The sequence below is a fragment of the Mycobacterium gordonae genome (assembly GCF_002101675.1).
Lineage (GTDB): Bacteria > Actinomycetota > Actinomycetes > Mycobacteriales > Mycobacteriaceae > Mycobacterium > Mycobacterium gordonae.
The window spans coordinates 1-26,108 of the sequence record NZ_LQOY01000055.1 but is presented as its reverse complement, the minus strand read 5'-3'; the positions used below and the strand labels follow the sequence as shown (position 1 = coordinate 26,108).

Genomic DNA, 26,108 nt, shown 5'->3' with positions numbered 1-26,108 from the left:
AGTTATTTAGCCCAAAAAAGCACCATGCGCCCGGCCGGACCGTTCTAGTCTGACACCTGGAAAACCTGTGCCTGTGAAGGAAATTAGCTGATGTCGTACGTGACGACGCAACCGCAACTGCTCAGTGCCGCCGCCGAGAACCTCGCCGGCATCCGGACCGCCCTCACCGAGGCCAGCGCCGCCGCCGCCGGCCCGACCACCGGCCTGGCCGCCGCGGCGGCCGACGAAATCTCGGCGGCCGCGGCGCAACTGTTCGGTGCGTTCGGTCAGGAATACCAGGAGGTCATCGGTCAAGCGGCAGTGTTCCACGAGGAGTTCAATCGTGCCCTGGCGACGGCGAGCCTCACCTACGCCGAAGCTGAAATCGCCAACGCGGCGCAGGTCTTGGGCGGAGCGGGTGCTTTCAGCGCGGCAGCCTCACCGATCGAGGCGCTGCTGCAGCCCTTGCTTACTCCCCTGCAGCCGTTGCTGGCGCCGATCCAGTCACTGTTCGCGCCGTTGTTCGGTGCACCCGCGGCGACGACGGGCGGCGGCACGGTCATCCCGTTCGTGCCGCCCTCGGGTTTGACCTACGACGAGGCGTTGATCATGGCAGGCAGCGGCACGCCGATACCGCCGCCGTCCTACCTGACCGATATTCGTCCTTGGATCACAGCCGCTTTCGGGGTGACCAACCCGCTGTCGATACCACTGAACACCCCTGAGGGTTTGTATCCCCTGACGGCGATCAAGGACCTGACACTTCAGGTGTCGGTCGACCGGGGCGTCGAGATCCTGGACAACGCCCTGTTCGGGCCCACCGGCCTGATCGCGCAAGGAAAGAGCGTTGCCGTTCTGGGTTACTCGCAAAGCGCCGTCATCTCGTCGCTCGAGCTGCGCAACCTGATCGCGGCCGGCAGTCCCAACACCGCCGATATCAGTTTCACGTTGCTGGGCAACCCGATGAACCCCAACGGCGGTCTGCTGTCGCGCTTCCCCGGCCTGTCCCTGCCGGCCATCGGCCTGGATTTCTACGGCGCCCAACCGACCGGCTCCGGCTACCCGGTCAACACGTTCACGCTGCAGTACGACGGCTATGCCGACTTCCCGAAGTACCCGATCAACTTCCTGGCCGACCTCAATGCGTTCCTCGGCATCCAGACGGTGCACGGCGACTATCCCGACCTCAACCCGAACGCGCTGCCGCCCGGTTACAACCTCGTCGAACTACCGGTCTCCCCCGGCAACAACGGCCTGGACAAGTACTACATGATCACCTACCCGGGCCTGCCGCTGCTGTCGCCGATCAGGGCCATCCCGGTGATCGGCGCGCCGTTGGCCGCCCTCGTCGAACCGAACCTGACGTACCTGGTCAACTGGGGCTACGGCGACCCGCACTACGGGTACAACACCGGTTACGCCGATGTTGCCACCTCGTTCGAAGTGCTCCCGCCGATCCCGACCAACTTCGTCGGCGACCAGATCGCCCTTGCGGGGCAGGGCGTCAACGACTTCACGCAGGCCGTCGGCGCCATGAATCTACCGTCGGCGGCCAGCTTGGCCAGCCTGTTGTCGGCCGGCGGTGGCACCGGCGGCCTGTCGCTGCCGTTCTCGTTGCCTGGTGCGACCGCCTCCCCGGTCAACACCTTCTTCGACGCGCTCAGGTCGGCGAACACCAACTTCACCACCGCCATCACCAGTGCGGCAGCCGACACCTACGCCGTCGCGCTGCCGACGGCAGACATCGTGAACACGTTGCTGACCACGGTTCCGTCCTACAACCTGAACCTGTTCCTGGATGGAATCCAGCAGGCCGTCAACGGTGATCCGGTGGGCTTGTTCAACGCCATCGGCAAACCGATCGCCGCTGACGTCGCGGTCGGCACGCTGGCCGCCGGGTTCGAGTTCATTGTGCTCACCGACGCGTTGGGATCGGTGATCGGCGATCTCACCGGCGCGTAGGCGCACGCGAAGACGCTCTATTCCTGCTCGCCCTCGATCGTGACCCCACGCCAGAATGCGACGTGGTTCTTGATCTTTCGTGCCAGCGGGCTGGGCTTGGGGTAGTACCAGCCGGCGTCGGCGTTGACCTGGCCGTCGACCGTCACGTTGTAGTAGCGCGCCACGCCCTTCCACGGACACAGCGACGAGGTCTTGCTCTCGGTGAAGAACTCGCGCCGCAACGATTCGGGCGGGAAGTAGTGATTGCCCTCCACCCGAACGGTGCGCGGCGCCTCGGCTAGCACCGCACCGTTCCACACGGCTCGAATCACGTTGGCGGCGGCCGCATCACACGTTGCGTGCCTGTAGCTTCGGGGACTCAGGGTCGAGGCCCCAGACCAGGACTCGCCGCGGATGAATGCGGATCATCGCGCCGCTTTCGCTGGACAGGGCCTCACCCTCGCCGCGGATCTCGATACCGCGGGGACGCCACGGGTCGACGCTGGCCAGGTCGTCGAGAACCAACGACACGCTGGGGTTCTTCTCCACGTTGCGCAGCTTGCGGCTCCCCGCCATGGCCTTTCCACCGATGTCGATGGTGCCCAGCTCGGCGTTGTAGGTGAAACGAACCGGCCGAACTTGCGGGGAACCCTTCGGCGTCACCGTCCCCAGTCTGCCGAGCCGCTGGCTGGACAGGTACTCGAGTTCGGTGTCGGTGAATGCCGCCATTGGCCTTGCTCCTTTGGGCTGACGAACGAAGCGGAGTGGCGACAGTGTAGGAGCGAATGACCTTGCAGGTCAATGATCCTCAACTCAGATAATCGTCGTCGCTCACCTGCTCCAGCCAGTCGACGAAACGACCGTCGACTTCGTCCTGGATGGCGATGTGGGTCATCGCCGTACCCGGGGTTGCACCGTGCCAGTGCTTGACCCCGGCCGGCGTCCAGACCACGTCGCCCGGATTGATCTGCTGCCGGGGGCCTCCCCACTGCTGTACCCAGCCGGTGCCCTCGGTGACGATCAGCCGCTGGCCCGCGGGGTGGGTGTGCCAGACGCTGCGGGCGCCGGCGGCGAATGTGAGTTGTCCACCATGGGCTTTCGAGGAACCTGCCGGCCCGAAGAGTTGCTTCATGGTCACGTCGCCGGTGAAGAACTGCGCCGGCCCGTCCATCGCCGGGCGATCCGCCTCATGAGTGATCTGCATTTCCGGCTCGTGTTCGTCCATGACCGTCCTCCTCCGGTGAGAGATAACGGTATAGAGGATAGGGAAGCGCGGCCTAGGGTTCCAGGACGACTTTTCCGAGCACCCCGCCGTCGTTAAGGCATTGCAGCGCCGCGCGCGCCTCCGAAAGCGGATAGCGCTGCGGCGGAGGGGGTTTGAGTCCGAGAGAGACCAGTTGGTTGAGGCCCGAGGAAAACAGCACCGCCGAACCGGGAACCTTGTTCAGGTATTCACCCCACGCCACGCCCAGCACTCCGATGTTGCGCAGCAACAATCGATTGACACTCAGCGTCGGGACACTGCCCGCCGCGAAGCCGATCACCAGCAACTTGCCGTCGATCGCCAGCGCGCGGATCGCGTCGTCGAAGGTGCGGCCGCCGATGGGATCCACGACGATGTCGACCCCTTGACCGTTGGTGTACTCGTGCACCCGTTCCACCCACCCCTCGGCCAGGTGCAGCACCCGGTCGGCGCCGAGTGCGGCGACGTAGTCCATCGCGGTCTCGCGGTGCACCACCCCGATCACCTGGCTGGCCCCCATGGCCTTGGCGATCTGCACGGCGGCGGTGCCCACCCCGCCGGCCGCTCCGAGGACCAGCACCGTCTGGCCCGGCCGCATCACCGCACGGCGCGACAACGCGAAATACATGGTGTTGTAGTTGACCAGCAGTGACACCGCTTCGGCATCGTCGAGTTCGGTGGGACTGCGGATCACATGGGAAGCCGGGACGGCCACCTGTTCGGCGTAGCAGCCGAGCACGCCGAACGCCGAAACCCGTTCGCCCATCCGGAAACCCGAGTCGGCAGGCGCCGAGCGCACCACCCCGGCGCATTCCATGCCGGGAACGAACGGCGGCGGCAGCTTCAGTTGATATTTGCCTTTGGTCAACAGCAGGTCCGGGAAGCACACGCCCGCGGCGCGCACCTCGATGACAATGTTGCCACCGCCGTCGGAGACGTCGTCGATATCTGTGTAAACTACGCCGGCCGGCCCGGAAAGCTCTTGAACAACAGCGGCTTTCATTAAAATTTAGAGCTTGAATCCAGCTTTTGTGGCGGCGGACAGGTCGGTGATCTGGCTCCAGTGGTCGGCCACGTCCTGAACAGTCGGCGGCGTATCGAAGTTGGCGCCCTCGTTACCGAACAACGCGACGCGCTGCACCTTGCCGCCCCCGACGACGAACACCGATCCGTTGTCGGCGTTCTCCTCGGTGCACAGGTAGGCCACCACCGGCGCCACGAACTCCGGCGTCAGCTTTTCCAGCACCTCCTTGGGCATGATGTCCTCGGTCATCCGGGTGGCCGCGATGGGTGCGACGGCGTTGGAGTGGATGTTGTACTTGGCCCCCTCCAGCGCCAGCGTGTTGATCAACCCGACCAGGCCGAGTTTGGCTGCGCCGTAGTTGGTTTGGCCGAAGTTGCCGAACAGCCCGCTGGTCGAGGTGGCGACCACGACCCGGCCGTAGCTCTGCTCGCGGAAGTGCGGCCAGGCGGCGCGGATGACGTTGTACCCGCCGTACAGGTGCACCTTGAGCACGGCGTCCCAGTTTTCCGATGTCATCTTGTGGAAGGTGCCGTCCCGCAGGATGCCGGCGTTGCTCACCACACCGTGCACCGCGCCGAATTCGTCGAGCGCGGTCTTGATGATGTTGGCGGCACCGTCGGCCTCGGCGACGCTGTCGTAATTGGCGACCGCGCGACCACCGCCGTCCCGGATCTCGGCCACCACCTGGTCAGCCATGGCCGATCCACCGCCCGTGCCGTCGCGGGCACCGCCGAGGTCGTTGACGACGACGCTGGCGCCCTCTCGGGCGAGAGCGAGCGCGTACTGACGGCCCAATCCCCCACCGGCTCCGGTGACTACGACGACGCGATCCTGCACTCCGGGCATCAGTTTCCTCTCTGCTGGCTATCAGGGTTGAGCGCCAGCACCAGGACCTGGTGCCGGCGCGATCGAAGGTTCGGCTAGAACAGCTTGCGTGCCAGCTTGAAGGCCCGCTCGGTGTAGGGCGGGTAGATCATGCTGGAGAAGTCCGGGCGGGTCGGCTTGGTCAGCACCGACTTGCGGTGGCTGAACTCGTCGAAGCCCCACTTGCCGTGGTAGGCGCCCATGCCGGAGGACCCGACTCCGCCGAAGGGCAGTTTGGCGGTCGACACCTGGAAGGCGAGGTGGTTGATCAGCATGCCGCCGGCGGGCACCTCTTTGATGAATCGTTCACGGGTCGCCTTGGACTTGGTGAACAGGTACGCCGACAGCGGCTTGGGCCGGGCGTTGATGAAAGCGATCGCCTCGTCCAGGTTCTTGACGGTGAGCACCGGCAGGATCGGTCCGAAGATCTCGTTCTGCATCAGCGGCCCGTCCTGAGCCGGGTCGACGACCACGGTCGGCTGGATCCGCAGGCTCGACGCATCGCACTTGCCGCCGACGGCGACCTTCGACGTCCCGTCGGCCTCGGCCTCGGAGAGGTAGCCGCTCAACCGGTTGAACTGGCGCTCGTTGACGATGCGCATGCCGTCCTGGTTGTCCTTGGCGCGGAACTTGGTGATGGATGCGGCGATCTTGTCGACCAGTTCGTCGCGGATCGACGCGTCGGCCAGCACGTAGTCGGGTGCGACGCAGGTCTGACCGGCGTTGAGGATCTTCAGCCAGGCGATCCGCTTGGCTGCGACGTCCACGTCTCCGTCGGCCGCCACCACCACCGGGCTCTTGCCGCCCAGTTCCAGGGTCACCGGGGTCAGATGCGGTGCCGCACCCTCATAGACCTTGCGGCCGATCTCGGTGCCCCCGGTGAACATGACGCGGTCCAGACCCTGCGAGATCAGCTCCTGGCTGACCATGCCGTCGCCCTCGATCACCGCGACCGCATCCTTGTCCAGGTACTTGGGCACCAGTTCGGCCATCAGATGCGACGACGCGGGAGCCAGTTCGGAAGGCTTGAGGATGACGGCGTTGCCCGCGGCCAAGGCGCCGACAGCCGGACCCAGCGTCAGGTAGAAGGGGTAGTTCCAGGCGCCGATGATCAGCACCGTGCCGTACGGCTCGTACTCGACCCAGCCGCGCCCGGGCAGCTGCGGGGCCTCCAGCAGCAGGTACTTGCGCCGCATCCACTTCTTGAGCTTCTTGGCCGCGTACTTGGCCTCGCCCGCGGTGGTGGCGATGTCGGCGATGAACGCCTCGACGTGGTTGCGGTCCAGATCCTCGGCCAGGGCCGCGGCGATGGCCGGTTCGTTCTCCTCCACCAGCTTCGTCAGCTGCTCGAGTTGGTGCTTGCGCCACTCATAACTGCGGGTTCGCCCGGTGGCGAAGGTCTTGCGCAGCCGCGCCACGGTGTCGGCGACACTCGGGACGGCTGCGTGCCCGTTGGCGAGCGTGTTCGCAGTCTTCGGCAGGGAATCGGTGGTCATCGTTGTCCTTCCTTCCCCGAGGTGCCCGCAGCCTGTCGCGCGCGGTCGCTCATCGGTGATAACCGCGATCCTAGTCACCCGGTGTTGCCTGCAATAGGACGGCGACCGGAAAGATCCGGTCAGGACTTGTTCGCGACCATGAAGCCGTTCTGAAATGGCCCGGCGTCGGCCTGCGGCGGCCGGCCCAGGCGGGTTGCCTCGTCGCGGGCGCTGACCGATTCGGTTGCCCAGCCCCGCGCGGTGAACCAGTCGGCCGGATCGGGGCGCCCGTCGTCGTCGAACCACAGGTCGAAGGGGTCGAAAGAGGTGTCCTCACCCCGCATTTCGCGTTTGGCTCGCAACTGCGCCCACCGCTGCTGCGCCTCCTGGCGCCGCTGTGCGTCGACCCCGAATATCTCCACCGCCACCCGGCTGCCCGGCCCGCTGAGCTCGTCGATCGAGGCGAACATCGACTCCTGCGCCGACGCGGGCAGGAACGGCAACAGCCCCTCGGCGAGCCACGCCGTCGGGCGGCCGGAGTCGAAACCGGCGTCGCGCAGCGCTTGCGGCCAGTCGTGACGCAGGTCGACGGCGACCGCCCGCCGATCGGCGCGGGGGACGACGGCATGACCGGCCAGCGTCTGCGCCTTGTAGTCGAGCACCTTAGGCAGGTCGATCTCGTACACGGCGGTGCCCGCCGGCCAGTCCAGCCGGTAGGCCCGCGAGTCCAGCCCTGCTGCGAGGATGACCACCTGGCGGATACCGGATGCGGCGGCGTCGGCGAAGTACGCATCGAAGAAATGAGTGCGGACGGCCTGGTAGTTGATCATCTGCTGCGAGTCGACCGAGTATTCGTCGTCATCGGGTTCGGCGGTCCACCAGGCGGCGACTTGCTCCCGCACGGCTGCCAGCTCCGGTGTGGACACCAGCGGCTCGGCGAACTCGTCCCGGATCAGCGGGGCCTCGCTCGCCGTCTCGGCGGCCCGGGCCAGCGCAACCATCACCGCGGTGGCTCCGACGCTGGTCGCGATGTCCCAGGAGTCGTCCGCGGTGCGCGGCATTACAGTCGCTCCGCCGTCACGAACTCGGAGAATGCGTCCTTGTCGTCGGCCATCGGCACTTCGGCGACCCAACGTCCCAGTCGTTGCATCTCGTCACCGGAGCTGACCGCGGAGGCCCGCCAGCCGTGGTCGTTGAGCCAGCCCGCGACTGGCGCACGGTGCTCATCGCGGTACATCAATTCACCGATATCGATGGTCTGTTCCAGACCGATCTGCTCGGCGATCTTCTTGATCCGCGCCCGCATCTGCTCGCGCCGTTCGTCGGCGTGCGACGTCGCGGTTTCGGCGGCGATCCGGCTGCCCGCCGGGCTCAGCTCACCGATCAGGGTGAACAGCCGGTCCTGCGCCTCCGCAGGCAGGTACATCAGCAGGCCCTCGGCCAGCCACGCGGTGCGGGCGCTCGGGTCGAAACCCGCTTCGCGTAACGCGGCCGGCCAGTCCTGGCGAAGGTCGATCGCGACCGCACGGCGCTCGGCCGACGGTGTTACCCCGTTGTCGGCCAGGGTGGCGGACTTGTATTCCAGCACCTGGGGTTGGTCGATTTCGTAGACCGTGGTGCCGGCCGGCCAGTCCAGCCGGTAGGCACGTGAGTCCAGGCCAGAGGCCAGAATCACCACCTGGCGAATGCCCGCAGCGACGGCGTCGGCGAAGAAGGTGTCGAAGAAGTTGGTCCGCACCGCCTGATAGCCGCGCATGTGCCGCACCATCGCGGCGGCTTCGGCGTCCAGCTTCTCCACCTTCGCCGCGACGGCGGGGTCAAGCATCGCCTCCCACAGCACACCCGCGTTGGCGTTGGTGACCAGCAACTTGGCGTAGGGGTCACGGATCAGCGCGTCGGGCTGGTCGGTTTCGACGGCACGGGCGGCGGCCACCATCACCGCGGTGGAGCCGACGCTGGTCCTGATGTCCCAGGTGTCGTCGTGGCTGCGCAGTGTGCTCATTCGCGTACTCCTCGCATCAATCTGCTGGTGATGGCCTCGTCGATCAGGTCCTGCGGCACCGGCCGGCCGCGGCGCGCCATCTCTTCATGGTTGTCCACGCTGTCCACCTGCCAGCCGTGCTCGGCGAGCCACTGCGCGGGATCGGAGCGGTGTGGCTCCTGATAGGTGAGCGCCTCGACGTTGACGTCCAGGCCGAGCCGGTCCCGCATCCGGTTCCAGCGCTGCTTGTTCCCCGTCACCTTCATGTTGAACGCTTCGACGGCGAGCTGACTGCCCGGCGCGCTCAGCGCGGTGCACATCTCGAACAGCCGATCCTGGGCGTCGCTGGGCAGGTACGCCAGCAGACCCTCGGCCAGCCACGCGGTCGGACGTTGGGGGTCGAAGCCGGCGTCGGTCAGCGCGGCCGGCCAGTCGTCGCGCAGGTCGACCGCGACGGCGTGCCGGACCGCCGCCGGATCGGCGCCATGTGAGCTCAGGATCTTGGCCTTGTACTCCAGCACCCGGGGCTGGTCGATCTCGTACACCGCGGTGCCGGACGGCCACTCCAACCGGTAGGCGCGCGAGTCCAGGCCCGCGGCGAGAATCACCACCTGCCGGATACCGGACGCGGTAGCGGTGCCGAAGAACTCGTCGAAGTAGTGGGTGCGGACAGCCTGATAGTCACAGCCGACTCGGTGTATCCGCCGGCCGTGCTCGTCGCCGTCGAGCCAGCCCATCTCGGCGTCGGCCAGCCGGGCCCAGGCCGGACCGGCCGAGGACACCAAGACGGCGGCGAATTCGTCGCGGATCAGCGGGTCGGGTCCGGCTGTCTCCACTGCCCGCGAGGCGGCGACCGCCAATGCGGTGGCGCCGACACTTTCGGTGATGTGCCAGCTGTCGCCGGCCGTCCGCAGCGAGGGCGAGTGCAGATCAGTCATGTCCCGGACATGTTACCTAATAAGTTAGGCAACCTATACGGTTTGTGCCTCAGGTCACCGCGGCTGGACCTGAGTCCGCCACAGACTGCCGGTGATCAGCTGCTGCAGCGTCTCGAGGATGTTCTCCACTTCGGAGTAGCTGCCCACGAAACCGGCATAGAACCCGACGCCGCACAACATCATCACCAACGCCTCGGCCAGCACGGCGGCGTCGGTGCCGGGGGCGAGCTCGCCGCTGGCGATGGCGTCGTTGACCGCCGAGCGCAGGAATTGCCGGGTGGTCGATATCGCATCGTTGTCGTCCCGTTTCAACTCCGGGTGCCGTTGCGACTCCAGCACGGCAGTGCTCAAAAATGCTGCCGTGCATGGGTTTTGAGCGTCCGCCTCCAGCGCGACGGTGATGAAGGCGGCGAGCCGGCCGGACAGGGTCGACTCGCAGCGCGCCCGTTCGATGCCGGCGGTGACTACCAGTTCGTTGGTCCGGTCGGCCACCTCGGTGTACAGCATGCGCTTACTGGCGAAGTAGTGGTTGATCGCCGGCCGGGTCAGATCGGCCCGGACGGCGATCGCCTGGAACGTCGCCCCGTCGTACCCGCGTTCGCTGAACACTTGACGTGCCGCCCGCACGATGCGCTTTCGTGTGTCGTCAGCTTTTGCGGCGGGGGGACGCCCGGGTCCCCGACTTGCCAGTTGAGGCATTACTAGAGTGTGCCACCACCACGGTGCGGCATCAGAGCGTTGGGCGGGATGCTACGGAACTTGCCAGACTGGTAGTCCTCGAGCGCCTCGATCACCTCGGCCCGCGTGTTCATCACGAACGGTCCGTAGTGGAAGACCGGCTCGCGGATCGGCCGCCCACCCAGTAGCAACACGTCCAGCGCCGGCGCGGGACCCGGCTGCGCGGTCACCGTTATCCGATCACCCGCTCCGAGGACCGCCAGCTGACCCTGCCGGACTGGGTGCCCGGCCGGGCCCACGGAGCCTTGTCCGGACAGCACGTAGATCAGAGAGTTGAAGTCGCGGTCCCACGGGATATTGAGCCGTGCGGCGCTTTCGATCGTCGCGTGGGCCACCGTGATCGGCGTGTGAGTGGCTCCCGGTCCGCGGTGGCCGTCTATTTCACCGGCGATCAGACGGATCAGCGCCCCGCCGTCGTCGGACGACAGCAGTGTCGAGTCGGTGCCTTCGATGGCCTGGTACCGGGGCGCGGCGAACTTGTCGCGTTTCGGCAGATTGACCCACAACTGGATGCCGTGGAAGAGACCACCGCTGGTGACCATCTCCGCGGGCGGGGTCTCGATGTGCAGGATCCCGGATCCGGCCGTCATCCATTGCGTCGCACCGTCGCCGATGAGGCCACCGCCGCCGTGCGAGTCCTGGTGGGCGAATTTTCCGTCGATCATGTAGGTGACCGTTTCGAAGCCGCGGTGCGGATGCCAGTCGGTACCGCGCGGCTCGCCCGGTTCGTAGTCCACCTCGCCCATCTGATCCATGTGAATGAACGGGTCCAGGGCGGCGGTGCTGACCCCGGCGAAGGCCCGGACCACCGGGAAGCCCAGGCCCTCGTAACCCCGGGGCCCGGTGGTGATCGATCGGACCGGCCGCTCGGTGTCTGCGGGCCCGGCCGGGTTCACCCGTGCCAGGGTGAGCGTGTCTGCGGTGATAGCGGGCATTGGAAGCCTCCTCCATTCGAGTTACCGGCTATAACCGGACTACGGTCCGTTTATTCCGCTGCCGCAAGCTGCTAACCTCCGGTGCATGCCGGAGGAGCCGAACGAGGCGCCCGCAGAGTTCGCCGGCGGCCGGTTCGGCGCCACCATCCGCAATGCCGGCTACCTGCGGAAGTGGTTTCTGCTGGGCACCACGATCGGTGTCATCTCCGGCTTGGGCGCCGTCGTGTTCTACCTGGCCCTGAAGTACACCGGCGAGTTCCTGCTCGGTTATCTCGCGGGCTATCACGTCCCCACCCCGGTGGGCGAGGGGGGCGGGCGCGGGTCGGCCGGGTTCGTCCGGCCATGGGCCATTCCTCTGGTGACGACCGGCGGCGCGCTGCTCTCGGCGTTCGTGGTGGCCAAGTTCGCGCCCGAGGCGACCGGCCATGGCACCGACGAGGCGATCGAGGCGGTGCACACCGATCCCAGGGCCATCCGTGCGCGGGTCGTCCTGGTGAAGCTGGTGGCCAGCGCGCTGACCATCGGCTCCGGCGGCTCGGCCGGCCGGGAAGGCCCGACGGCCCAGATCTCCGCAGGCTTCTCGTCGTTGCTCACCAGGCGACTGGGCCTGTCCGACGAGGACGGCCGCGTCGCCGTGGCGCTGGGCATCGGGGCGGGCATCGGGGCCATCTTCGCCGCGCCGCTGGGCGGGGCGGTGCTGGCCGCGTCGATCAGCTACCGCGACGACTTCGACTACCGCGCCCTGCTGCCCGGATTCATCACCTCCGGTACGGCCTACGCGGTGCTGGGAGCCTTCCTCGGCTTCGACCCGCTGTTTGGCTACATCGACGCCGAATACCGCTTCGAGCGGGCGTGGCCGCTGCTGTGGTTCGTGGTCATCGGCCTGATCGCGGCGGGTGTCGGGTACCTCTATGCGCGCTTCTTCCACTCGACGGTGGCCTTGGTGCACCGCTTGCCCGGCGGTCCGATCCTCAAGCCGGCGGTGGGTGGCCTGCTGGTCGGGTTGCTCGGCCTGGTGATCCCACAGATCCTGGGCAGCGGTTACGGCTGGGCTCAGCTGGCCGCCGACCGGAACTCGCTGATGTCTATCCCGCTGTGGATCATCGTCGTGCTGCCGCTGGCGAAGATCGTCGCGACATGTCTGTCCATCGGCTCCGGGGGATCCGGCGGGCTGTTCGGACCGGGAATCGTGATCGGCGCCTTCGTCGGAGCCGCGACCTGGCGCCTGGGCGAACTGGCCGGGCTGCCGGGTGTGCCCGAACAGCCGGGCATCTTCGTCGTCGTCGCGATGATGACCTGCTTCGGCAGCGTCGCCCGCGCCCCGCTGGCGATCATGATCATGGTCGCGGAGATGACCGGCTCGTTCTCGGTGGTGCCGGGCGCGATTCTGGCCGTCGGTATCGCATCACTGCTGATGTCGCGCACCAACGTGACCATCTACGAGGCGCAGCGGCTCAATCGGGAGGCCGCCGAGGCCGAACGCGCGCGGGATGCCGGCTAGCGCGCCGCGTCGGCGGCGCTCTTCTCCGAGCTCGCACCCTCGTGGGCCAGCGTCCCGCCGGCGCTCTCCAGGTGCGCCCGGACAAACCACTGGAACTTCTCCAGCTGCCCGGCCTGCCCGATCAGCAAATCCTGGGTAACCTGGTCAAGTTCGTCGGTCTCGTCAATGGCCTTGCGAATGTCCTCGATCACACCGGTGTAGACCAGGTCCAGCGCCGCCAGGTGCGCCTGCACTGTGTCGCGTCCCACCGAGTAGTCGTCCCAGTCCCGGTCGTTGATGATGGCGTTCGGCGTGCCCTTCGGCGAGGCGCCCAGTGCCGCAATGCGTTCGGCCACATCGTCGGCGAAAGCGCGCACCGCGTCAACCTGTGGGTCGATCATCTCATGTACGCCAATGAAGTTGGGGCCCACCACGTTCCAGTGAATGTGCTTGAGCGTCAGGTGCAGGTCGTTGTAGGTACTGAGCTGCCGCTGCAGAATCTCGGCCAGCCGGGCGCCCTGCTTGTCGCTGAGCCCTGGAATCGTGAACTGCGTCATCGGTTTCCCCCTGGAAATATTTCGCTTGATGTCCTTGCAGCGGGTACCCGATGAGCCGGTCGCTAACCCTTAGAGCGGGTGGATCTGCTGCACCGGCAGGCGAGGACCGCGCCGCGGTTCGTAGGCCAACCCGCTGGCTTCGAGCACCCGGACCACCCGGTGGCGGTGCGGCCGCATCGGTTCCAGCAACTCGAGCATGCCGGCGTCATCGACGGGACGGCCGATCAATGTCCAACCGATCATCTTCGGAACGTGGTAGTCGCCCACCGACAACGCGTCGGCATCGCCGAAGGCGCGCTGCGCCGTCTCGGCGGCCGTCCAGACGCCGACACCGGGCAGTGACATCAGCGCCTGCCGGGCCTGGGCCGGCGGCAGCGACACCAGCCGTTGCAGCGACGACGCCCGACGCGCACACCCCACCACGGTCTGCGCACGCCCGGGATCGACGTTGGCGCGGTGGAACTCCCAGGACGGGATGTATCGCCACGCCTCCGCCGAGGGCAACACCCGCATGCCTTCGGGAGCCGGCCCCGGTGCCGGCGTGCCGTACTTGGTCACCAGAACCCGCCAGGACCGGAACGCGTCGGCGCCGGGCACCCGTTGTTCGATCACCGCCGGGATGAGCGCTTCCAGCACCTGACCGGTGCGGCCCAGGCGCAGGTTGGGCACCTTGCGTTGGGCGGCGGCCACCGTGGGCTCCTGCGGCTGGAAACCCGACGCGTCGTCGTCGGCGCCCACCAGCGCCGGGAACAGCTCGGCGAACTCGCTCGCGCCGGCACCCCAAGCCTGGCAGCGGGCGGTGTCGCGATCGACGCGGCTGATCCGCGCGGTGACCGGCCCGCTGGGCAGCAGGCTGGTCCGCCAGATCGCCCCGTCACCGCCGGCCCGGAAGCACGGGTCACCGCGGCCGCGCCGCAACGGCGCCAGCGTATGCCCGAAGCCGCCGGCTCCGGCAAAGGTGACGTCTCTTACGGTCTGCGCCTCGATGATTCTTCCTACCGCAGCCCGTTGCCCGGTGGCCACGTCAATTGACCGCCAACTGTCCCGCGGGACAGGATGGCTTTGTGATGACGCCGTGATGACGCCTTTCGATGATCCGCAGGCCGAACTCGCGTGGATGTTTTTACAGAGCATGTGTGAAGGCGGAGACCTCGACGAAGGCTTCCAACTGCTCAGCGATGACTTCACCTACTGGACCATTGTCACGCGCGAGGAGTGGGACAAGGAAACCATGCGGCGCGTGATCGAACGGCGCAAGCAGGTCTTCGAGATCAACATCGATCTGCGGCGCTGCGTCAACGAAGGCGAGACCGTGGTGGTCGAAGGGCAGGTCTACGGCGCCACTGCCGACGGCACCGAGTACGACAGCCCGTTCGTCTGCATCTTCGAAACCCGCGACGGGATGATCGTGTCGTTGCGTGAATATACCGACACCCAGGCCCTGGCCAGGGTGTTCCCCTAACTCGCGGCGATCGCAAGCGCGGCGGAGCCGGGCGCAGCGGGTCACCGCCATCAGACTCAGCCGACGCTGATCTCGGCCTTGTTCGGATAGAACGCGACATGCCCGGCGATCGCGGCCACCGCCGGATACGGCTGTTCGTAGGTCCAGATGACGTCCTTGACGGTGTCACCGGCCGAGGTCGTGACGCTGTAGTAGCTGGCCTCGCCCTTGAACGGGCAGTAGCTGCTGGTGTCGGTCCGAGTGAGTCGTTCTCGCACCACATCTTTAAACGGAACATATTGCACCAGAGGCAAAGTGGCCTCCTGCAGGCCCAGGGCCGCAGTGGTGTCCGCGACCAGTTCGCCGTTGACGCGCACCTGCACCCGTCCGTGGGTCGGTTCGATCGTGATCGGGTGACCCGCACTGGGTTCCTTGATTTCCGGATGGCTCATGCAACGTTCAACGCAATCGCAACGGCGGCATTCCCGTCAGAAGGCGTAACGGTGGTACTGCGCCATGTACCGCAGCGCCGGCACGCGCGCCATCATCCGGCCCATCCACTGAAACACGGGCGGCACCAGTTCGAACGTGTCGCTGTCGAACACCGATTCCCACGCCAGCAACCGGGTGCCGGGAACCGCGTCGAGGATGTCCGACGGCCCATCGATCCCCCAGTACAGCGTCGAACCGGATCGGCGCACCACGGAGTTGACCACCTGGAAGCGGATGCCGAACGTGTTGAAAGCGTCGAATTGCAGCTCACCGGAAGGGAATCGGTCGACAACGCGGCGCAGCAAGGCCAGACCGTCGTCCTTGGTCAGGTACATGGTCAAGCCCTCACCGAGGAGCAAGGTGGGACGGTCGGCCGGCACGTCGGCCAGCCACTGCGGGTCGGTCACCGAGGCCGCGATCCTGCGGTAGCCCTCGCGGGCGGGGTACACCTGTTCGTGCAGCCGGATCACTTCCGGATAGTCGACGTCGAACCACCGCACCCCGGGCCCCGGATCGAGCCGGTATACCCGGGCATCCAGCCCGCAGCCGACGTGCAGCACTGTCGCCTCGGCGTGTGCGGCCAGGAACTGGCGGGTCCAATTGTCGAAATGAGCGCTGCGGACCGCTACCGACGGGGCCCGCCGCGCGGTGATAGTCGTCGCGGCCCAGTCGTAATCGAGGTGCTGCACCGCGGCCTTGGCGTACTCGTCGCGCAGGATCGGCTTCGGCGCGTCGGCGTCGAGCGCCTTGGCGTACAGCGTCGCGAGCATGGTCTGGGGCGGCCCGTGGAGGTCAACGTGAACCACTCGTGCCGGCCTTCCGCATCGCCGCCCAGAACCGGGCCGCCGCCCGGATCGATTGCTCGACCGGCCGTGGCTGCCAACCCAACTCGCGGACCGCCTTGCTGTGGTCGACCGGGGCTTCGGCACGCATCATCCGCACCGAGTCGAGGCTGAGTTCGGCGTCCTTGCCGGTGAGCCGGGAGCGCAGACTGCCCAGGGCGCCCAGGGCGTAGAGCACGGGCACCGGAATCGACCGCTGCGGCGGGGCGACCCCGGCCTCGTCGGCCGCGATACGCACCACATCGGTCAGTGGGATCATGCGCTCGGAGATCAGGTACTTCTCACCGTTGCGGCCGCGCTCGGCGGCCAGGATCATGGCCCGGGCGGCGTCGTCGACGCCGACCACCTCCAGCGAGATACCGCTCATCAGGAACGGCAGCTTTTTGAACACCGCGCCAGCGATGAACGCGCCGTGCGGGGTACGGCCCCAGTCGCCGCTGCCGTAGGTCGTCGAGACGCACATCGCGACCGCCGGCAGACCGTAGTCGGCGACGTAACGCATCACCAGATCCTCGGCCTGAACCCGGGATTGCACGTAGGGGGTGACCTTGCGAGTGCCGATCCGGTCGGCCTCGGTGGCGACGTGCCCGTGCCGGCGGTCCACCGACGCATACGTGCTGGTGAAGACAAAGCGGTGCAGCTCAAGGTCTTTCGCCACATCGAGCACGTTGCGCAGGCCCTCGACGTTGGTGCGGAACAGCGGCGCCGGGTCGCGCAGCCAGGCGCGGGTGTCGACGACGCAGTAGTAGACGTCGTCGCAACCGTCCATGGCCTCGCGCACGGTCGCGGTGTCGAAGATGTCACCGTGAAAACGCGTCACCGGCAGGTCGTCGATCGAGCGGGTGTTGGCGGTGGGGCGCACCATCACGCGCACGTCGTGGCCGTCTTCGACCAGCAACCGGGTCACGTGCGAGCCGAGGAAACCGTTGGCGCCGACGACCAACTTGGGCTTGCCGCTCACTGCGCGCCGCCGTACTGCTTCAGGAAGGCGGCGGCCTCGGAGTCCAGGTTGCCGAATTCCTGTGCCTTGCGGCACCACTTCAACGCGGCCTGCACGAAGCGCAGCGGGTTATAGATGTCCTCCTGGCGGCGCCACAGGCCGTCGCCGGCATAGGTGATGATCGAGATGTTGGTCGCGGTGATCACGCTGCCGTCGCCCGGATCGCGCATCGGATTGTCGAGTTCCATGATGATGCGCCCGGTGGGCTCGTCGATGACCGACCACAGCGACGGGAACTCCACCATGTGGCTGCCCGGGAAGCTGGTCATCGTGCGCTTGATCCAGGTGCGCACCTCGTCGCGCCCGTGCATCGTGCCCGCCGCGTGCTCGATGTACTCGACGTCAGGTGTGTAGTGCTGCACCCAGGCGTCCCAGTCGTGCGTTTCGGCCGCTGCGGCGACCGTTCGTTCGAACTGCTCGAAGGCCGCGGCCAGTTCACTTTTGGGGAATTCCGGGCCGCTCACGAGCCGTTACACCTCACTGGCGGAGTGTAGCCTGGGGGCGTTACCGGCCCCGGGCCGGTTAGGAGGACAGCAATGACGAGCACGCAAAGAGCCATCCTCGCCGGTGGCTGCTTCTGGGGCATGCAGGATCTGATCCGCAGGCAGCCCGGAGTGATCAGCAGTCGGGTCGGCTACAGCGGCGGCGACGTGCCCAATGCCACCTACCGCAATCACGGCACTCATGCCGAGGCGGTCGAGATCGTCTTCGACCCGTCGGCCACCGACTACCGCACCCTGCTGGAGTTCTTCTTCCAGATTCACGACCCAACCACCAAGAACCGCCAGGGCAACGATCGCGGCATGAGCTACCGGTCAGCGATCTTCTACCTCGACGACGAGCAGAAGCGGGTGGCGCTGGACACCATCGCCGACGTCGAGGCGTCCGGCCTGTGGCCGGGCAAAGTGGTGACCGAGGTCAGCCCGGCGGGCGACTTCTGGGAGGCCGAGCCCGAGCATCAGGACTACCTGCTGCGCTACCCCAACGGGTACACCTGCCACTTCGTGCGGCCGGGATGGAAACTGCCGCGACGGGCCGACGCTACCCAGTAGAAGCTTCGGTAGGCCGGCGCGCTACCACAATTCGACCGCCGTCTTTGGGGACGAACGCCACGCCCCGGCCGTGCCACGCCTCGTCCGGGGCGGTGGTGGGCTCAATGACGAACTGCCGCAGCACCGTTCGCAACACCACGTCCATCTCCATGTTGGCGAACGCGGCTCCTACGCAGCGCCGGGTGCCGCCGCCGAACGGTATCCACGCGAAAGCGGACGGCTTTCCTCCGATGTAGCGCTGCGGGTCGAAGCGCTCGGGATGCGGGAACACCTCTGGATTCGCGTGTATCCGGCCGATGTTGACGATGATCGAATACCCGCGGGGGATCACCCACTCGCCGAGTCGGTAGGTCTGCGGATAGACGTGACGTCCGGCGAGGTCGATCACGGTGCGGGCCCGCTGCACTTCCAGAATCGTGGCCTGGCGCAACTCGCCGCCGCCGTTGCGGGCCTCTTCGACGAGGTCCGCCAGCAGCGCCGGGTGGCGGGTGATGCGCTCGAAGGCCCACGCCAGCGTGGAGGCGGTGGTTTCGTGCCCGGCGGCCAGCAGAGCGAGCAGTTCGTCGCCGATGTCCTTGCGGGACATAACCGAACCATCGTCGTAAGTGCTGCGCAGCATCAACGCCAGCACGTCGTTGCGCTCGGCGAAGTTGGGGTCTGACCGTTCCCGGTCGATCAGCTTGTCGATCACCTGGTCGTACTGCCGCCGGAATTCCGACAAGCGTCCCCAGGGGCTGAAGCGTCCATAGTCGCGCTTGGGTTTGGGCACGGCCGCCAACCGTGACCCCAGCGTCACCCAGGGCGGAATGATCCGGCGCAACTCGTCGAGCTCGTCCCCTTCGGCGCCGAAGACCGCGCGCAGGATGGCGTTGAGGGTGATGTGCATCATCGACGGCAAGGTCGCGAACGGCTGCCCCTCGGGCCAGTTGGCACTCTCGCGCAGGGTCTCTTCTTCGATGATCGTCTCGTAGTTCTTCATGCTCTTGCCGTGAAATGGCGGCGCCAGCAACCGGCGCCGACGGCGATGGTCGTTGCCCTCGAGACCGAAGACCGACCCCGATCCGAACATCCGGCTCAGGTTGGGCTGAATGTTGCCGAGCTCATCAGGGCTGGTGGTGAAGACCTGTTTGGCCAGTTGCGGGTCCGACACCATCACGAGGTGGCCGTACATGGGGATGTGCATGGTGACGGCGGCGCCGTAGCGATCGGTCAGGCGGCGCAGCATCCCCTTGCGCGAGAACGCGAAGATCATGCCCTGCAGCAGTTTTGGAATGCGGGTCGCCGGCGGCAGCTTGACTACCGAGGAGGCGGGCGCGTCGATTGCTTGGCTCACGGAGGTACGACTCCCTACGTTCTGCCCCCTTGGTCAGGGGTTGGTACTGCGGTGTACCAAAGGCTTTCCCAGTACGGTACTCTGTGGTACCAAACCTGACAAGCGAAGGGCTCCGTTGTGACGGCAGTGGCTGACGGCACGGTTGCGGCGCAACCGGATCCGTTTCGGCTGCGACTGCTCGACGGCCTGGCCGCGTCGATCGGCGAGCGTGGGTACCGGGCTACGACGGTCGCCGACATCGTCCGCCACGCCCGCACCTCCAAGCGCACCTTCTACGACCAGTTCGCCAGCAAGGAACAGTGTTTTCTGGAGCTGCTGCGGTCCGAGATCGAGATCATGGCCGAAGACATCCGGGCGGCCGTCGAACCCGATGCGGACTGGCATCAGCAGATCCGTCAGGCCGTCGAAGGGTACGTCGGTAACATCGAGTCCCGGCCGGCCATCACGCTGAGCTGGATCCGCGAGCTTCCCTCGCTGGGCGATTTCGCTCGCCCGGTGCAGCGCCAGGGATTGGAGTTGCTCACCGGCCTGCTGGTCGATTTGAGTGGCAGTCCGGGTTTTCGGCGCGCCAACCTGCCGCCGCTGACCGTCCCGCTGGCGGTGATCCTGGTGGGCGGCTTGCGGGAACTGGTGGCACTCGCCGTGGAAGACGGCAGGCCGGTGCGCAGCATCGTCGAACCGGCCGTGGACGCGTCGGTGGCCCTGCTCGGGCCGCGGCACTGAATTGCCGCGATGCCAATGCATTTGAGTGTGCCCTACGGCGCTAGAACCACCGAGATCTCGCCATGGACGCACACCTGAAGCCGTGCCCGCACACTCGATCGCCGGGCGGGGATAGGCTCCAATGATGCGACTATCAACCCGCAACCAGCTTCAGGGCACCATCACCGAGGTCAACATCGGCACCGTGATGGCGATCGTCAAGATTCGACTCGACGGCGGCGACCAGATCGTCACCTCATCCATCACCAAGGACGCCGCGCTCGATCTCGGGCTGGAAGTCGGCCGGCCCGCGACGGTGTTCATCAAGTCCACCGAAGTCACGATCGGCGTCGACTGATGGCCACCATGCTCGCCGAGCGCTTTTATGCGGACCCGAAAAGGGTGGTGCTGGAAGAGGTTCCGATTCCCGAGCCGGGACCGGGCGAAGTTCTGGTCAAGGTGGCTTTCTGCGGGATCTGTCACTCGGACCTGAGCCTGATCAACGGCACGTTCCCGGCCCAGGCGCCGGTGGTGACGCAGGGCCACGAAGCTTCGGGCACCATCGCGAAACTCGGTCCCGACGTGACCGGCTGGGCAGAGGGCGACCGGGTGGTGGTCGCCGCCGGCCGCCCCTGCCAGACCTGCCCGAACTGCCGGCGTGGCGACCTGTCGAACTGCCTGCGAATCCAGCTGATGGCGTTCGCTTATGACGGCGCGTGGGCCGAATACACAGTGGCGCAGGCAGTAGGTCTGACCCGGGTTCCCGACAATGTCCCCCTCGAACAGGCGGCGATCCTGGCCGACGCGGTCTCCACGCCGTTCGGCGCCGTCGTGCGTACGGGCAAGGTCGCGATCGGGGAATCGGTCGGGGTGTGGGGCGTCGGCGGGGTCGGCACCCATATCGTCCAGCTCGCCAGGCTGGTCGGTGCGGTTCCGGTGATCGCCCTCGACATCAATCCGGCGGTGCTGGAACGCGCGCTCGAGATCGGCGCCGACTTCGCGTTCGACACCCGCGACGAGCAATTGCAGGACAAGATCGCCGAGGTTACCGGCGGCCGGAAGCTGGACGTCGCATTCGACGCCGTCGGACTCAAGGTGACCTTCGAACAGGCGCTGGACTCCTTGACCGCCGGTGGCCGGCTGGTGGGCGTGGGCATGAGCGCGGAGTCACCGACGGTGGGCCCCACCGCCATGTTCGGATTGAGCCGCAAGCAGGCGCTCGGCCATCTTGGCTACCAGAACGTCGACATCGAAACCCTGGCCAAGCTGGTTTCGTATGGGCGCCTTGATCTTTCGCGGTCCATCAGCCAGGTCGTCCCGTTACAAGACATTGAGGCCGGTATCGAGATGCTGGAGCGCCAGGAAGGCAACCCGATCCGGATCCTGGTCCAGCCCGGCCGATAACTAGGCCACGCGCACTCGGCAAGGTTGCCGACGGCCGCAGCGGTGCGCATCGCAGCACGGCGCCGAGCTGGGAACTACTTGACGCGCACGTGTGAGAACGTGACCGTCCAGCCTGAAGATTCCACCCACAGCATCAATGACCCCTTTTTTCGGCTGGTGTCGGTGAAGTCGGCGAGTTGCTGTCCATTCGCCCAGACTCGATACCGATCGCCGGCCATTTCGATGTGAAACTGATTGTGGTTAGGTTGGAGACTGCCGGTTTGCTGAAAGGTCGTCATCGCAGGATTGACCGGCTGCCAGTTATTATCAGTTCCCTCAAAAACATTGAAGGTCTGGCTGGCTGTGAAATTGAACGCATAGCCGTTTCCGAGGTCGGGACCCGTGATGTGGAAGCCGATTCCGACCGTACGGTCTCCCATGGCCGGAGTATCGACATCCATGTCGATGAAGCCGTCGGCGAACTCCTGGATGGTTGCGAGGTGGCCGCCGCTGCCGCTGAGAGTATCTCCTTCTACTTGCCATTTCCCGTCGTGCACTTGCCAAGTCATGCCGGCGAAGTTCAAAGTCTGTGGCCGCATGGACCCATGGGAGTCATTGCCGCAGCTGCTGGAAAAGATGGCCGACAACGTCACACACGCGATGACCAGAATTCGATTTCGCACTAGGTACGCACTCCTCGGGTAGGGGCCCCCGAGCACCACGACCTTACCGCACCTTGCCGGCCGGCCTCACCGGCATCAGAGGCGCAGAAACGCGCGCAATCTGTCGAGCACCAGATCGGGGCGCTGGCTGACGATCCAATGTCCCACTCCCTCGACCAGTTCCACCTCGAAATCGGTGATGTGCTCGGCGTACCCGTCGATCAGGTCCGGGGTGATCACGGGGTCTTCGACGCCGGAGATCCAGCGAACGGGAACCTCGACCCGCGCGTCCGCGAACTCGCCACGCATCCAGCGGTACATCTCTCCAGTCTGAAAAGACCGGTACCAGCGGGAGCCGGCCTCGGCGTGACCGGGTTGCCGCATGCAGTCGATGTAGAGGCGGATGTCCTCGTCGGGGATGTTGAAACCGCCGCCGACCCACCCACCCAGCGCACGCGCGAACCGGGCCTTCGGGTCGCTGAGCAAGCGCGGCCCGATCACGGGCAGTGAGATCGGAATTTGATACCAGAGCCGCCAGATGTTGCGGACCGACGACAGATCACGCTTCACCCAGGGCGCGACGGTGTTCATGCCGAAGAAGCCGGTCACCCGCTCGGGGTGGCGCAGCATCAGAATGAAGGCCACCGGTCCACCCCAGTCGTGCGCGGCGAGTTTGACCGAGGCCACATTCAGCTTGTCCAGCACCACCAACAGGTCACCCGCCATCTCGTCCTTGGTGTAGCTGGAGCGCGGCGCTGAGCTCCAGCCCGCCCCACGTAGGTCGGGGCACAGCACCCGGTAGCCGTCGGCGGCCAGCGGGCCGATCAGCGCGTGCCACTCCCACCAGTTCTCCGGAAAACCGTGCACGAGCATGATGGCCGGGCCGTCCGCCGGTCCGGCATCGGCGACGTGGATGGTGACTCCCCCGCCCACATCGATATAGCGGTGTTCGACGCCGTCCAGTGCAGGCATTGAGATGGTCATGTCTTCAGAACCTACTTGAGGAAGCGTTCGACGTAGGGCGCGAAGCGGTCGCGCAGATCGTCTTCGGCCAGTCCGAACATCTCAGCCGACGTGGCGACCGTGCCCAGCCGGCCGCGCTGATGACCGGCCAGGTAGCCGGTGATAGCCGCGCGTGCCGCGTCACTGAACGGTTCTCCGGCCAGGGCGTAGACGCGCTCGGCTACGCCGAGTTCGCCGGCCATGAAGTCGTCGAAGCGAATGTCGACCGAACGGTCGGGGCCGATCACGTCGCGATCGCGGACCAGAGCGTTGAGCATCCGCTCGAGGCGGTCGATCCAGTATCCGGCGATCTCCTCCACCGGTACCGCTGAGCGATGCATGCGCGCGGAATAGGTGATCATCGCGACCATTGACAGCGCGACCGGCACCGGGTCGCGGTGGGTGAAAACGACGATGCTGTCCGGAAATACCCGATCCAGCACCGGCACCTGCTCGAGATGCTGAGGCGACTTGAGCAGCCAGCGCCGTCCGCCGCGCAGGAACTGCATCGCCCGGAGTTGGGTGGCGAGGTACCGGTAGTGCGGCGTCTGATCGTGGGCCTGGTAGTAGTCGCGCCAGCCCGGCACGTGCGCCAGCGTCTCGAACAGCATCGTTGAGAAGTCGTTGGCCAGCAGTTGGATTTCTTCGTGGACGTGGTCGGTGGTCATTTCGTGCATCAGCGCGAAATGCGGCATCACCAGGTTGATCACGCTGACCGCGACGTCCATCCGGGCACGCCGCGGGTCCGGCTGGACTCCAGCTTCGGCCGGCAGCGGAAACGGCTCATTGCTCTCCCAGTACGGCATGGTGCGGAAGGTGGGGGCGGACGCCAGCAGGTTGTGCAGGTGGGTGGTGCCGGTGCGGGGCAGTCCGGCGATCACCACCGGCGAGCGCAGTTCGATGTCGTTGATCTCGGGGTGCCGGTGTAGCAGGTCGGCCAGCAACAGGCGGTTCTTGAGCAGTTGCAACAACTGCCCGTAGAAATTGACCACCCCGGCCGGGTGCAGACCCTCGATGTCACGCAGCGCCGCCAGGTAGACGTCGAGGCGTTCCCGGTAGTCACCGGGACCGAAATCGCTCAGGCCGGTATCGGCACTTGCTCTGGCGCACAACGCGTCAGCGTCCAGCGGACATTCCGGTGCCAGCGCGGCCATCATGTCCAAAATCGGCTGTGCTTCGGCGCTGAAACGGGGCTGGGCCAGGTCGTCGAGCACCACGGGTTCGGTCACGGCAAGTTATGTTACTCTGAGTTTCGTAATGGTAGAAGAGCCTGGCCGGCCCCGCGATCCGCGCATCGACGCGGCGGTGCTCAGCGCGACCGTGGAATTGCTGGCCGAGACCGGTTACCCCGGGCTGCTGGTCTCGGCGATCGCCCGGCGCGCGGGCACCAGCAAGCCGGCGATCTATCGGCGTTGGCCGAGCAAGGCACACCTCGTGCACGAGGCGGTGTTTCCCATCAGCGCCGCGACCGAGATCCCCGACACCGGCTCGCTGGCTCAAGACTTGCGCGAAATGGTCTGTCGCACAACGGCGGTCCTCAGCACTCCGGCCGCCAAGGCGGCGCTGCCCGGGCTGATCGGCGAAATGGCCGCCGACCCCACGCTGCATTCGGCGCTGTCGGAACGCTTCGCCGGCCTCATCGGCGGCGGCCTGGCCGACCTACTCGAGAAGGCCGCGGCACGCGGTGAGGTCCGGCCCGAGGTGAGCGCACCCGAACTCGCCGAAGCGGTCGCAGGGGTCACGCTGCTGGGCCTGATCACCCGTCCCGGCGCCCTCGACGATGCCTGGATCGACCGCACGACGACCCTGCTCCTGAGAGGAATCAGCACATGACGCACGAATCGACGGCAGCCTGGCGTGAATTGCTCAGCGCCCTCGCCGAACTCGACCACTGCTTCCTCGAAGGCGATCGCGCGGTATCCGACGACCGGCACCTCGCCGACGGCTACCGCATGCTCGGCTCCACGCTCGGGGTAGCACTGGACAGCTATCTGTTCCCCGAACCCGGTCGCCCCCAGTTCGTCGCGGTGAACACGCCGTTCCGGCGGGACCGGCGGTGGGGCGGCGACAACACCGACGCCTACTACTACATGTGTCCGGTCGAGGCGGATCGCCGCTACCGCATCAGCGGCAATAGAGGTGACAGCGTGTACTTTTCGGTGACGGCCTACAACGAGCCGTCACCCGGCGCCTGGTCGGACCGCGTGGTCGCGATAGTCCGCGACACCGACCTCGAGATCGACGCCGACGGCAACTTCTCCTTCGAATTCCCGCCGACGCCCGACGCGGCCGCACTGATGACCCGCGACTACCAGGCCGACCCGCTGACCGGCCGTCCTGTCGTCTGGCAGATCGAGGCGCTCGACGAGCCGGAGCCGATCCGGCACGGCGACGCCGAAACCGCGGCCAGATTGCGCGCGGCCACCACGTGGTTGCGCACGATGTTCGCCATTGTGCCACTGCCGGTCGGCACCCGGGCCGACGACGCTCATGCGCTCGGACACGAAGTCGCCCATGCCGCAAATGAATTCGCCGACCCCTACCAGGTGCCGGACGCCAACTTCGGCTGGTCGGCGCGCGACGCCTGCTACGCCTACGGCAGCTTCGTGCTCGACGAGAACGAGGCGCTGGTCATCACGCACCGTCCGCCGTCGTGCCGGTTCTGGAACATGGTGGTGTGGAATCAGTTCATGGCCACCTACGGGCCCGCCGACGCGCGCTGTTCGGTCAACGGACGCAGCGCGGTCCCCAACGGCGACGGGTCGGTGACGATCGTGTTGTCCGCCGGCGGCACCGCTCACCCGAATTCGCTGACCACACTGGGTTATCCGCGTGGCAACCTGGCCTTCCGATGGTTCCTCGCCGACCGGGTGCCGACACGGCCGGAGGTGCGGTTGGTCAAGGTGTCCGAGGCGCCCACTTCGCCTGCTTAGCCCCTCGGCGAACGTGTAACCAGGGCGGTAAAGTCGCGGCAAATTCATACGGTCATTGCAACAACATGGATCTTAGGAGTTGCAATGCCAAGTGGTTACCCGCATCCGCCG

General features: G+C 66.5%; 30 protein-coding genes. 9 read left to right on the top strand and 21 right to left on the bottom strand.

Translation table 11 applies throughout. The features are described from left to right. Positions 1–90: 90 nt before the first annotated feature. A complete protein-coding gene (locus tag AWC08_RS09540) occupies positions 91–1,941 on the top strand; it encodes a PE-PPE domain-containing protein (protein WP_069435251.1) in 1,851 nt (616 codons plus the stop codon). Between the two features lie 17 nt (positions 1,942–1,958). Here AWC08_RS09540 and AWC08_RS09535 read toward each other — a convergent pair whose 3' ends face one another. The 11 genes from AWC08_RS09535 to AWC08_RS09485 form a co-directional block, all read right to left on the bottom strand. Continuing rightward, a complete protein-coding gene (locus AWC08_RS09535; RefSeq protein ID WP_065136715.1) occupies positions 1,959–2,252 on the bottom strand; it encodes a DUF427 domain-containing protein in 294 nt (97 codons plus the stop codon). A 16-nt stretch (positions 2,253–2,268) separates the two neighbouring features. Further along, complete coding sequence (locus AWC08_RS09530; RefSeq protein WP_069435252.1) at positions 2,269–2,649, bottom strand: PPOX class F420-dependent oxidoreductase; 381 nt, start codon at positions 2,647–2,649, stop codon at positions 2,269–2,271. A gap of 79 nt (positions 2,650–2,728) precedes the next feature. Beyond that, positions 2,729–3,145: a (R)-mandelonitrile lyase gene (locus AWC08_RS09525; protein WP_197522065.1), complete on the bottom strand. Its 417-nt coding sequence runs from the start codon at positions 3,143–3,145 to the stop codon at positions 2,729–2,731. Positions 3,146–3,197: 52 nt separating this feature from the next. Next, on the bottom strand, positions 3,198–4,166 hold the full coding sequence (locus AWC08_RS09520) for an NADPH:quinone oxidoreductase family protein (protein ID WP_065136717.1): 969 nt from the start codon (positions 4,164–4,166) through the stop codon (positions 3,198–3,200). A 6-nt stretch (positions 4,167–4,172) separates the two neighbouring features. Beyond that, entirely contained in the window at positions 4,173–5,033 is an 861-nt protein-coding gene (locus AWC08_RS09515) for an SDR family NAD(P)-dependent oxidoreductase (protein ID WP_065136718.1), read from the bottom strand. A gap of 74 nt (positions 5,034–5,107) precedes the next feature. Next, entirely contained in the window at positions 5,108–6,547 is a 1,440-nt protein-coding gene (locus AWC08_RS09510; protein ID WP_085087719.1) for an aldehyde dehydrogenase family protein, read from the bottom strand. Between the two features lie 119 nt (positions 6,548–6,666). After that, entirely contained in the window at positions 6,667–7,587 is a 921-nt protein-coding gene (locus AWC08_RS09505) for an SAM-dependent methyltransferase (RefSeq protein WP_065136720.1), read from the bottom strand. Beyond that, on the bottom strand, positions 7,587–8,519 hold the full coding sequence (locus AWC08_RS09500; protein WP_142283494.1) for a class I SAM-dependent methyltransferase: 933 nt from the start codon (positions 8,517–8,519) through the stop codon (positions 7,587–7,589). The genes AWC08_RS09505 and AWC08_RS09500 overlap by 1 nt, the downstream gene beginning before the upstream one ends. A 5-nt stretch (positions 8,520–8,524) precedes the next feature. Further along, positions 8,525–9,445 (bottom strand): class I SAM-dependent methyltransferase, encoded by a 921-nt coding sequence (locus AWC08_RS09495; protein WP_065136722.1) that lies wholly within the window; start codon positions 9,443–9,445, stop codon positions 8,525–8,527. A gap of 54 nt (positions 9,446–9,499) precedes the next feature. After that, positions 9,500–10,144 (bottom strand): TetR/AcrR family transcriptional regulator, encoded by a 645-nt coding sequence (locus AWC08_RS09490; protein WP_082986702.1) that lies wholly within the window; start codon positions 10,142–10,144, stop codon positions 9,500–9,502. A 2-nt stretch (positions 10,145–10,146) separates the two neighbouring features. Continuing rightward, a complete protein-coding gene (locus tag AWC08_RS09485) occupies positions 10,147–11,118 on the bottom strand; it encodes a pirin family protein (protein ID WP_065136724.1) in 972 nt (323 codons plus the stop codon). Between the two features lie 85 nt (positions 11,119–11,203). Here AWC08_RS09485 and AWC08_RS09480 point away from each other — a divergent pair, with 85 nt between their 5' ends. Further along, entirely contained in the window at positions 11,204–12,619 is a 1,416-nt protein-coding gene (locus tag AWC08_RS09480) for a chloride channel protein (RefSeq protein ID WP_065136725.1), read from the top strand. Here the strand turns inward: AWC08_RS09480 and dps are convergent. Next, positions 12,616–13,155, bottom strand: a complete 540-nt coding sequence (gene dps, locus AWC08_RS09475; RefSeq protein ID WP_065136726.1) for a DNA starvation/stationary phase protection protein Dps — start codon at positions 13,153–13,155, stop codon at positions 12,616–12,618. The two genes, AWC08_RS09480 and dps, sit on opposite strands and share 4 nt — an antisense overlap. A 69-nt stretch (positions 13,156–13,224) precedes the next feature. After that, positions 13,225–14,145: a DNA-3-methyladenine glycosylase family protein gene (locus AWC08_RS09470; protein WP_065136758.1), complete on the bottom strand. Its 921-nt coding sequence runs from the start codon at positions 14,143–14,145 to the stop codon at positions 13,225–13,227. An 88-nt stretch (positions 14,146–14,233) separates the two neighbouring features. Here AWC08_RS09470 and AWC08_RS09465 point away from each other — a divergent pair, with 88 nt between their 5' ends. Further along, complete coding sequence (locus AWC08_RS09465) at positions 14,234–14,617, top strand: nuclear transport factor 2 family protein (protein WP_065136727.1); 384 nt, start codon at positions 14,234–14,236, stop codon at positions 14,615–14,617. A gap of 56 nt (positions 14,618–14,673) precedes the next feature. Here AWC08_RS09465 and AWC08_RS09460 read toward each other — a convergent pair whose 3' ends face one another. The 4 genes from AWC08_RS09460 to AWC08_RS09445 are packed head-to-tail and all read right to left on the bottom strand — an operon-like array spanning position 14,674 to position 17,394. Then, positions 14,674–15,048: a DUF427 domain-containing protein gene (locus AWC08_RS09460; protein ID WP_065136728.1), complete on the bottom strand. Its 375-nt coding sequence runs from the start codon at positions 15,046–15,048 to the stop codon at positions 14,674–14,676. Between the two features lie 36 nt (positions 15,049–15,084). Continuing rightward, entirely contained in the window at positions 15,085–15,858 is a 774-nt protein-coding gene (locus tag AWC08_RS09455; RefSeq protein ID WP_065136729.1) for a class I SAM-dependent methyltransferase, read from the bottom strand. A gap of 22 nt (positions 15,859–15,880) precedes the next feature. Continuing rightward, positions 15,881–16,891 carry an NAD-dependent epimerase/dehydratase family protein gene (locus tag AWC08_RS09450; RefSeq protein WP_069435193.1) on the bottom strand — a complete coding sequence of 337 codons (1,011 nt, stop codon included), beginning with the start codon at positions 16,889–16,891 and terminating at the stop codon, positions 15,881–15,883. Next, entirely contained in the window at positions 16,888–17,394 is a 507-nt protein-coding gene (locus AWC08_RS09445) for a nuclear transport factor 2 family protein (RefSeq protein WP_065136731.1), read from the bottom strand. Before AWC08_RS09445 ends, AWC08_RS09450 begins: the two co-directional genes overlap by 4 nt. A gap of 72 nt (positions 17,395–17,466) precedes the next feature. Here AWC08_RS09445 and msrA point away from each other — a divergent pair, with 72 nt between their 5' ends. Beyond that, a complete protein-coding gene (msrA, locus tag AWC08_RS09440; protein WP_069435194.1) occupies positions 17,467–17,982 on the top strand; it encodes a peptide-methionine (S)-S-oxide reductase MsrA in 516 nt (171 codons plus the stop codon). On the opposite strand, the gene AWC08_RS09435 is transcribed toward msrA, so the two are convergent. Beyond that, positions 17,972–19,315, bottom strand: coding sequence for a cytochrome P450 (locus tag AWC08_RS09435; protein WP_069435195.1), 1,344 nt, complete (start codon positions 19,313–19,315; stop codon positions 17,972–17,974). The two genes, msrA and AWC08_RS09435, sit on opposite strands and share 11 nt — an antisense overlap. Positions 19,316–19,432: 117 nt before the next feature. Here AWC08_RS09435 and AWC08_RS09430 point away from each other — a divergent pair, with 117 nt between their 5' ends. From AWC08_RS09430 to AWC08_RS09420, 3 genes are all read left to right on the top strand, one after another. Continuing rightward, positions 19,433–20,038 carry a TetR/AcrR family transcriptional regulator gene (locus AWC08_RS09430; RefSeq protein WP_069435196.1) on the top strand — a complete coding sequence of 202 codons (606 nt, stop codon included), beginning with the start codon at positions 19,433–19,435 and terminating at the stop codon, positions 20,036–20,038. Positions 20,039–20,162: 124 nt separating this feature from the next. Next, positions 20,163–20,375 (top strand): TOBE domain-containing protein, encoded by a 213-nt coding sequence (locus tag AWC08_RS09425; RefSeq protein ID WP_069435201.1) that lies wholly within the window; start codon positions 20,163–20,165, stop codon positions 20,373–20,375. Beyond that, complete coding sequence (locus AWC08_RS09420; protein WP_065136735.1) at positions 20,372–21,421, top strand: zinc-binding dehydrogenase; 1,050 nt, start codon at positions 20,372–20,374, stop codon at positions 21,419–21,421. The genes AWC08_RS09425 and AWC08_RS09420 overlap by 4 nt, the downstream gene beginning before the upstream one ends. A gap of 74 nt (positions 21,422–21,495) precedes the next feature. Here AWC08_RS09420 and AWC08_RS09415 read toward each other — a convergent pair whose 3' ends face one another. The 3 genes from AWC08_RS09415 to AWC08_RS09405 all read right to left on the bottom strand — a co-directional run bounded on the left by AWC08_RS09415 (position 21,496) and on the right by AWC08_RS09405 (position 24,221). Continuing rightward, positions 21,496–21,969 carry a 3-keto-alpha-glucoside-1,2-lyase-like domain-containing protein gene (locus AWC08_RS09415; protein WP_159459977.1) on the bottom strand — a complete coding sequence of 158 codons (474 nt, stop codon included), beginning with the start codon at positions 21,967–21,969 and terminating at the stop codon, positions 21,496–21,498. A 189-nt stretch (positions 21,970–22,158) separates the two neighbouring features. Then, complete coding sequence (locus AWC08_RS09410) at positions 22,159–23,046, bottom strand: alpha/beta fold hydrolase (RefSeq protein WP_065136737.1); 888 nt, start codon at positions 23,044–23,046, stop codon at positions 22,159–22,161. Between the two features lie 11 nt (positions 23,047–23,057). Then, complete coding sequence (locus AWC08_RS09405; protein ID WP_142283493.1) at positions 23,058–24,221, bottom strand: sulfotransferase family protein; 1,164 nt, start codon at positions 24,219–24,221, stop codon at positions 23,058–23,060. Between the two features lie 100 nt (positions 24,222–24,321). Between AWC08_RS09405 and AWC08_RS09400 the strand changes: the two genes are divergently transcribed. Both AWC08_RS09400 and AWC08_RS09395 read left to right on the top strand, forming a co-directional pair. After that, positions 24,322–24,897: a TetR/AcrR family transcriptional regulator gene (locus AWC08_RS09400; RefSeq protein ID WP_069435199.1), complete on the top strand. Its 576-nt coding sequence runs from the start codon at positions 24,322–24,324 to the stop codon at positions 24,895–24,897. Continuing rightward, complete coding sequence (locus AWC08_RS09395) at positions 24,894–25,997, top strand: DUF1214 domain-containing protein (protein WP_069435200.1); 1,104 nt, start codon at positions 24,894–24,896, stop codon at positions 25,995–25,997. Before AWC08_RS09400 ends, AWC08_RS09395 begins: the two co-directional genes overlap by 4 nt. Positions 25,998–26,108: the final 111 nt, after the last annotated feature.

What these genes read in the sequence shown, in the direction of transcription:
- AWC08_RS09465 (WP_065136727.1), top strand. Translation starts at nt 14,234, where the DNA reads ATGACGCCTTTCGATGATCCGCAGGCCGAACTCGCGTGGATGTTTTTA.
- msrA (WP_069435194.1), top strand. Translation starts at nt 17,467, where the DNA reads ATGACGAGCACGCAAAGAGCCATCCTCGCCGGTGGCTGCTTCTGGGGC.
- AWC08_RS09515 (WP_065136718.1), bottom strand. Translation starts at nt 5,033, where the DNA reads ATGCCCGGAGTGCAGGATCGCGTCGTCGTAGTCACCGGAGCCGGTGGG.
- AWC08_RS09455 (WP_065136729.1), bottom strand. Translation starts at nt 15,858, where the DNA reads ATGCTCGCGACGCTGTACGCCAAGGCGCTCGACGCCGACGCGCCGAAG.
- AWC08_RS09415 (WP_159459977.1), bottom strand. Translation starts at nt 21,969, where the DNA reads ATGACTTGGCAAGTGCACGACGGGAAATGGCAAGTAGAAGGAGATACT.
- AWC08_RS09530 (WP_069435252.1), bottom strand. Translation starts at nt 2,649, where the DNA reads ATGGCGGCATTCACCGACACCGAACTCGAGTACCTGTCCAGCCAGCGG.
- AWC08_RS09510 (WP_085087719.1), bottom strand. Translation starts at nt 6,547, where the DNA reads ATGACCACCGATTCCCTGCCGAAGACTGCGAACACGCTCGCCAACGGG.
- AWC08_RS09425 (WP_069435201.1), top strand. Translation starts at nt 20,163, where the DNA reads ATGCGACTATCAACCCGCAACCAGCTTCAGGGCACCATCACCGAGGTC.
- AWC08_RS09460 (WP_065136728.1), bottom strand. Translation starts at nt 15,048, where the DNA reads ATGAGCCATCCGGAAATCAAGGAACCCAGTGCGGGTCACCCGATCACG.
- AWC08_RS09410 (WP_065136737.1), bottom strand. Translation starts at nt 23,046, where the DNA reads ATGACCATCTCAATGCCTGCACTGGACGGCGTCGAACACCGCTATATC.
- AWC08_RS09405 (WP_142283493.1), bottom strand. Translation starts at nt 24,221, where the DNA reads ATGATGGCCGCGCTGGCACCGGAATGTCCGCTGGACGCTGACGCGTTG.
- AWC08_RS09520 (WP_065136717.1), bottom strand. Translation starts at nt 4,166, where the DNA reads ATGAAAGCCGCTGTTGTTCAAGAGCTTTCCGGGCCGGCCGGCGTAGTT.
- AWC08_RS09400 (WP_069435199.1), top strand. Translation starts at nt 24,322, where the DNA reads ATGGTAGAAGAGCCTGGCCGGCCCCGCGATCCGCGCATCGACGCGGCG.
- AWC08_RS09525 (WP_197522065.1), bottom strand. Translation starts at nt 3,145, where the DNA reads ATGGACGAACACGAGCCGGAAATGCAGATCACTCATGAGGCGGATCGC.
- dps (WP_065136726.1), bottom strand. Translation starts at nt 13,155, where the DNA reads ATGACGCAGTTCACGATTCCAGGGCTCAGCGACAAGCAGGGCGCCCGG.
- AWC08_RS09505 (WP_065136720.1), bottom strand. Translation starts at nt 7,587, where the DNA reads ATGCCGCGCACCGCGGACGACTCCTGGGACATCGCGACCAGCGTCGGA.
- AWC08_RS09495 (WP_065136722.1), bottom strand. Translation starts at nt 9,445, where the DNA reads ATGACTGATCTGCACTCGCCCTCGCTGCGGACGGCCGGCGACAGCTGG.
- AWC08_RS09395 (WP_069435200.1), top strand. Translation starts at nt 24,894, where the DNA reads ATGACGCACGAATCGACGGCAGCCTGGCGTGAATTGCTCAGCGCCCTC.
- AWC08_RS09490 (WP_082986702.1), bottom strand. Translation starts at nt 10,144, where the DNA reads ATGCCTCAACTGGCAAGTCGGGGACCCGGGCGTCCCCCCGCCGCAAAA.
- AWC08_RS09540 (WP_069435251.1), top strand. Translation starts at nt 91, where the DNA reads ATGTCGTACGTGACGACGCAACCGCAACTGCTCAGTGCCGCCGCCGAG.
- AWC08_RS09480 (WP_065136725.1), top strand. Translation starts at nt 11,204, where the DNA reads ATGCCGGAGGAGCCGAACGAGGCGCCCGCAGAGTTCGCCGGCGGCCGG.
- AWC08_RS09485 (WP_065136724.1), bottom strand. Translation starts at nt 11,118, where the DNA reads ATGCCCGCTATCACCGCAGACACGCTCACCCTGGCACGGGTGAACCCG.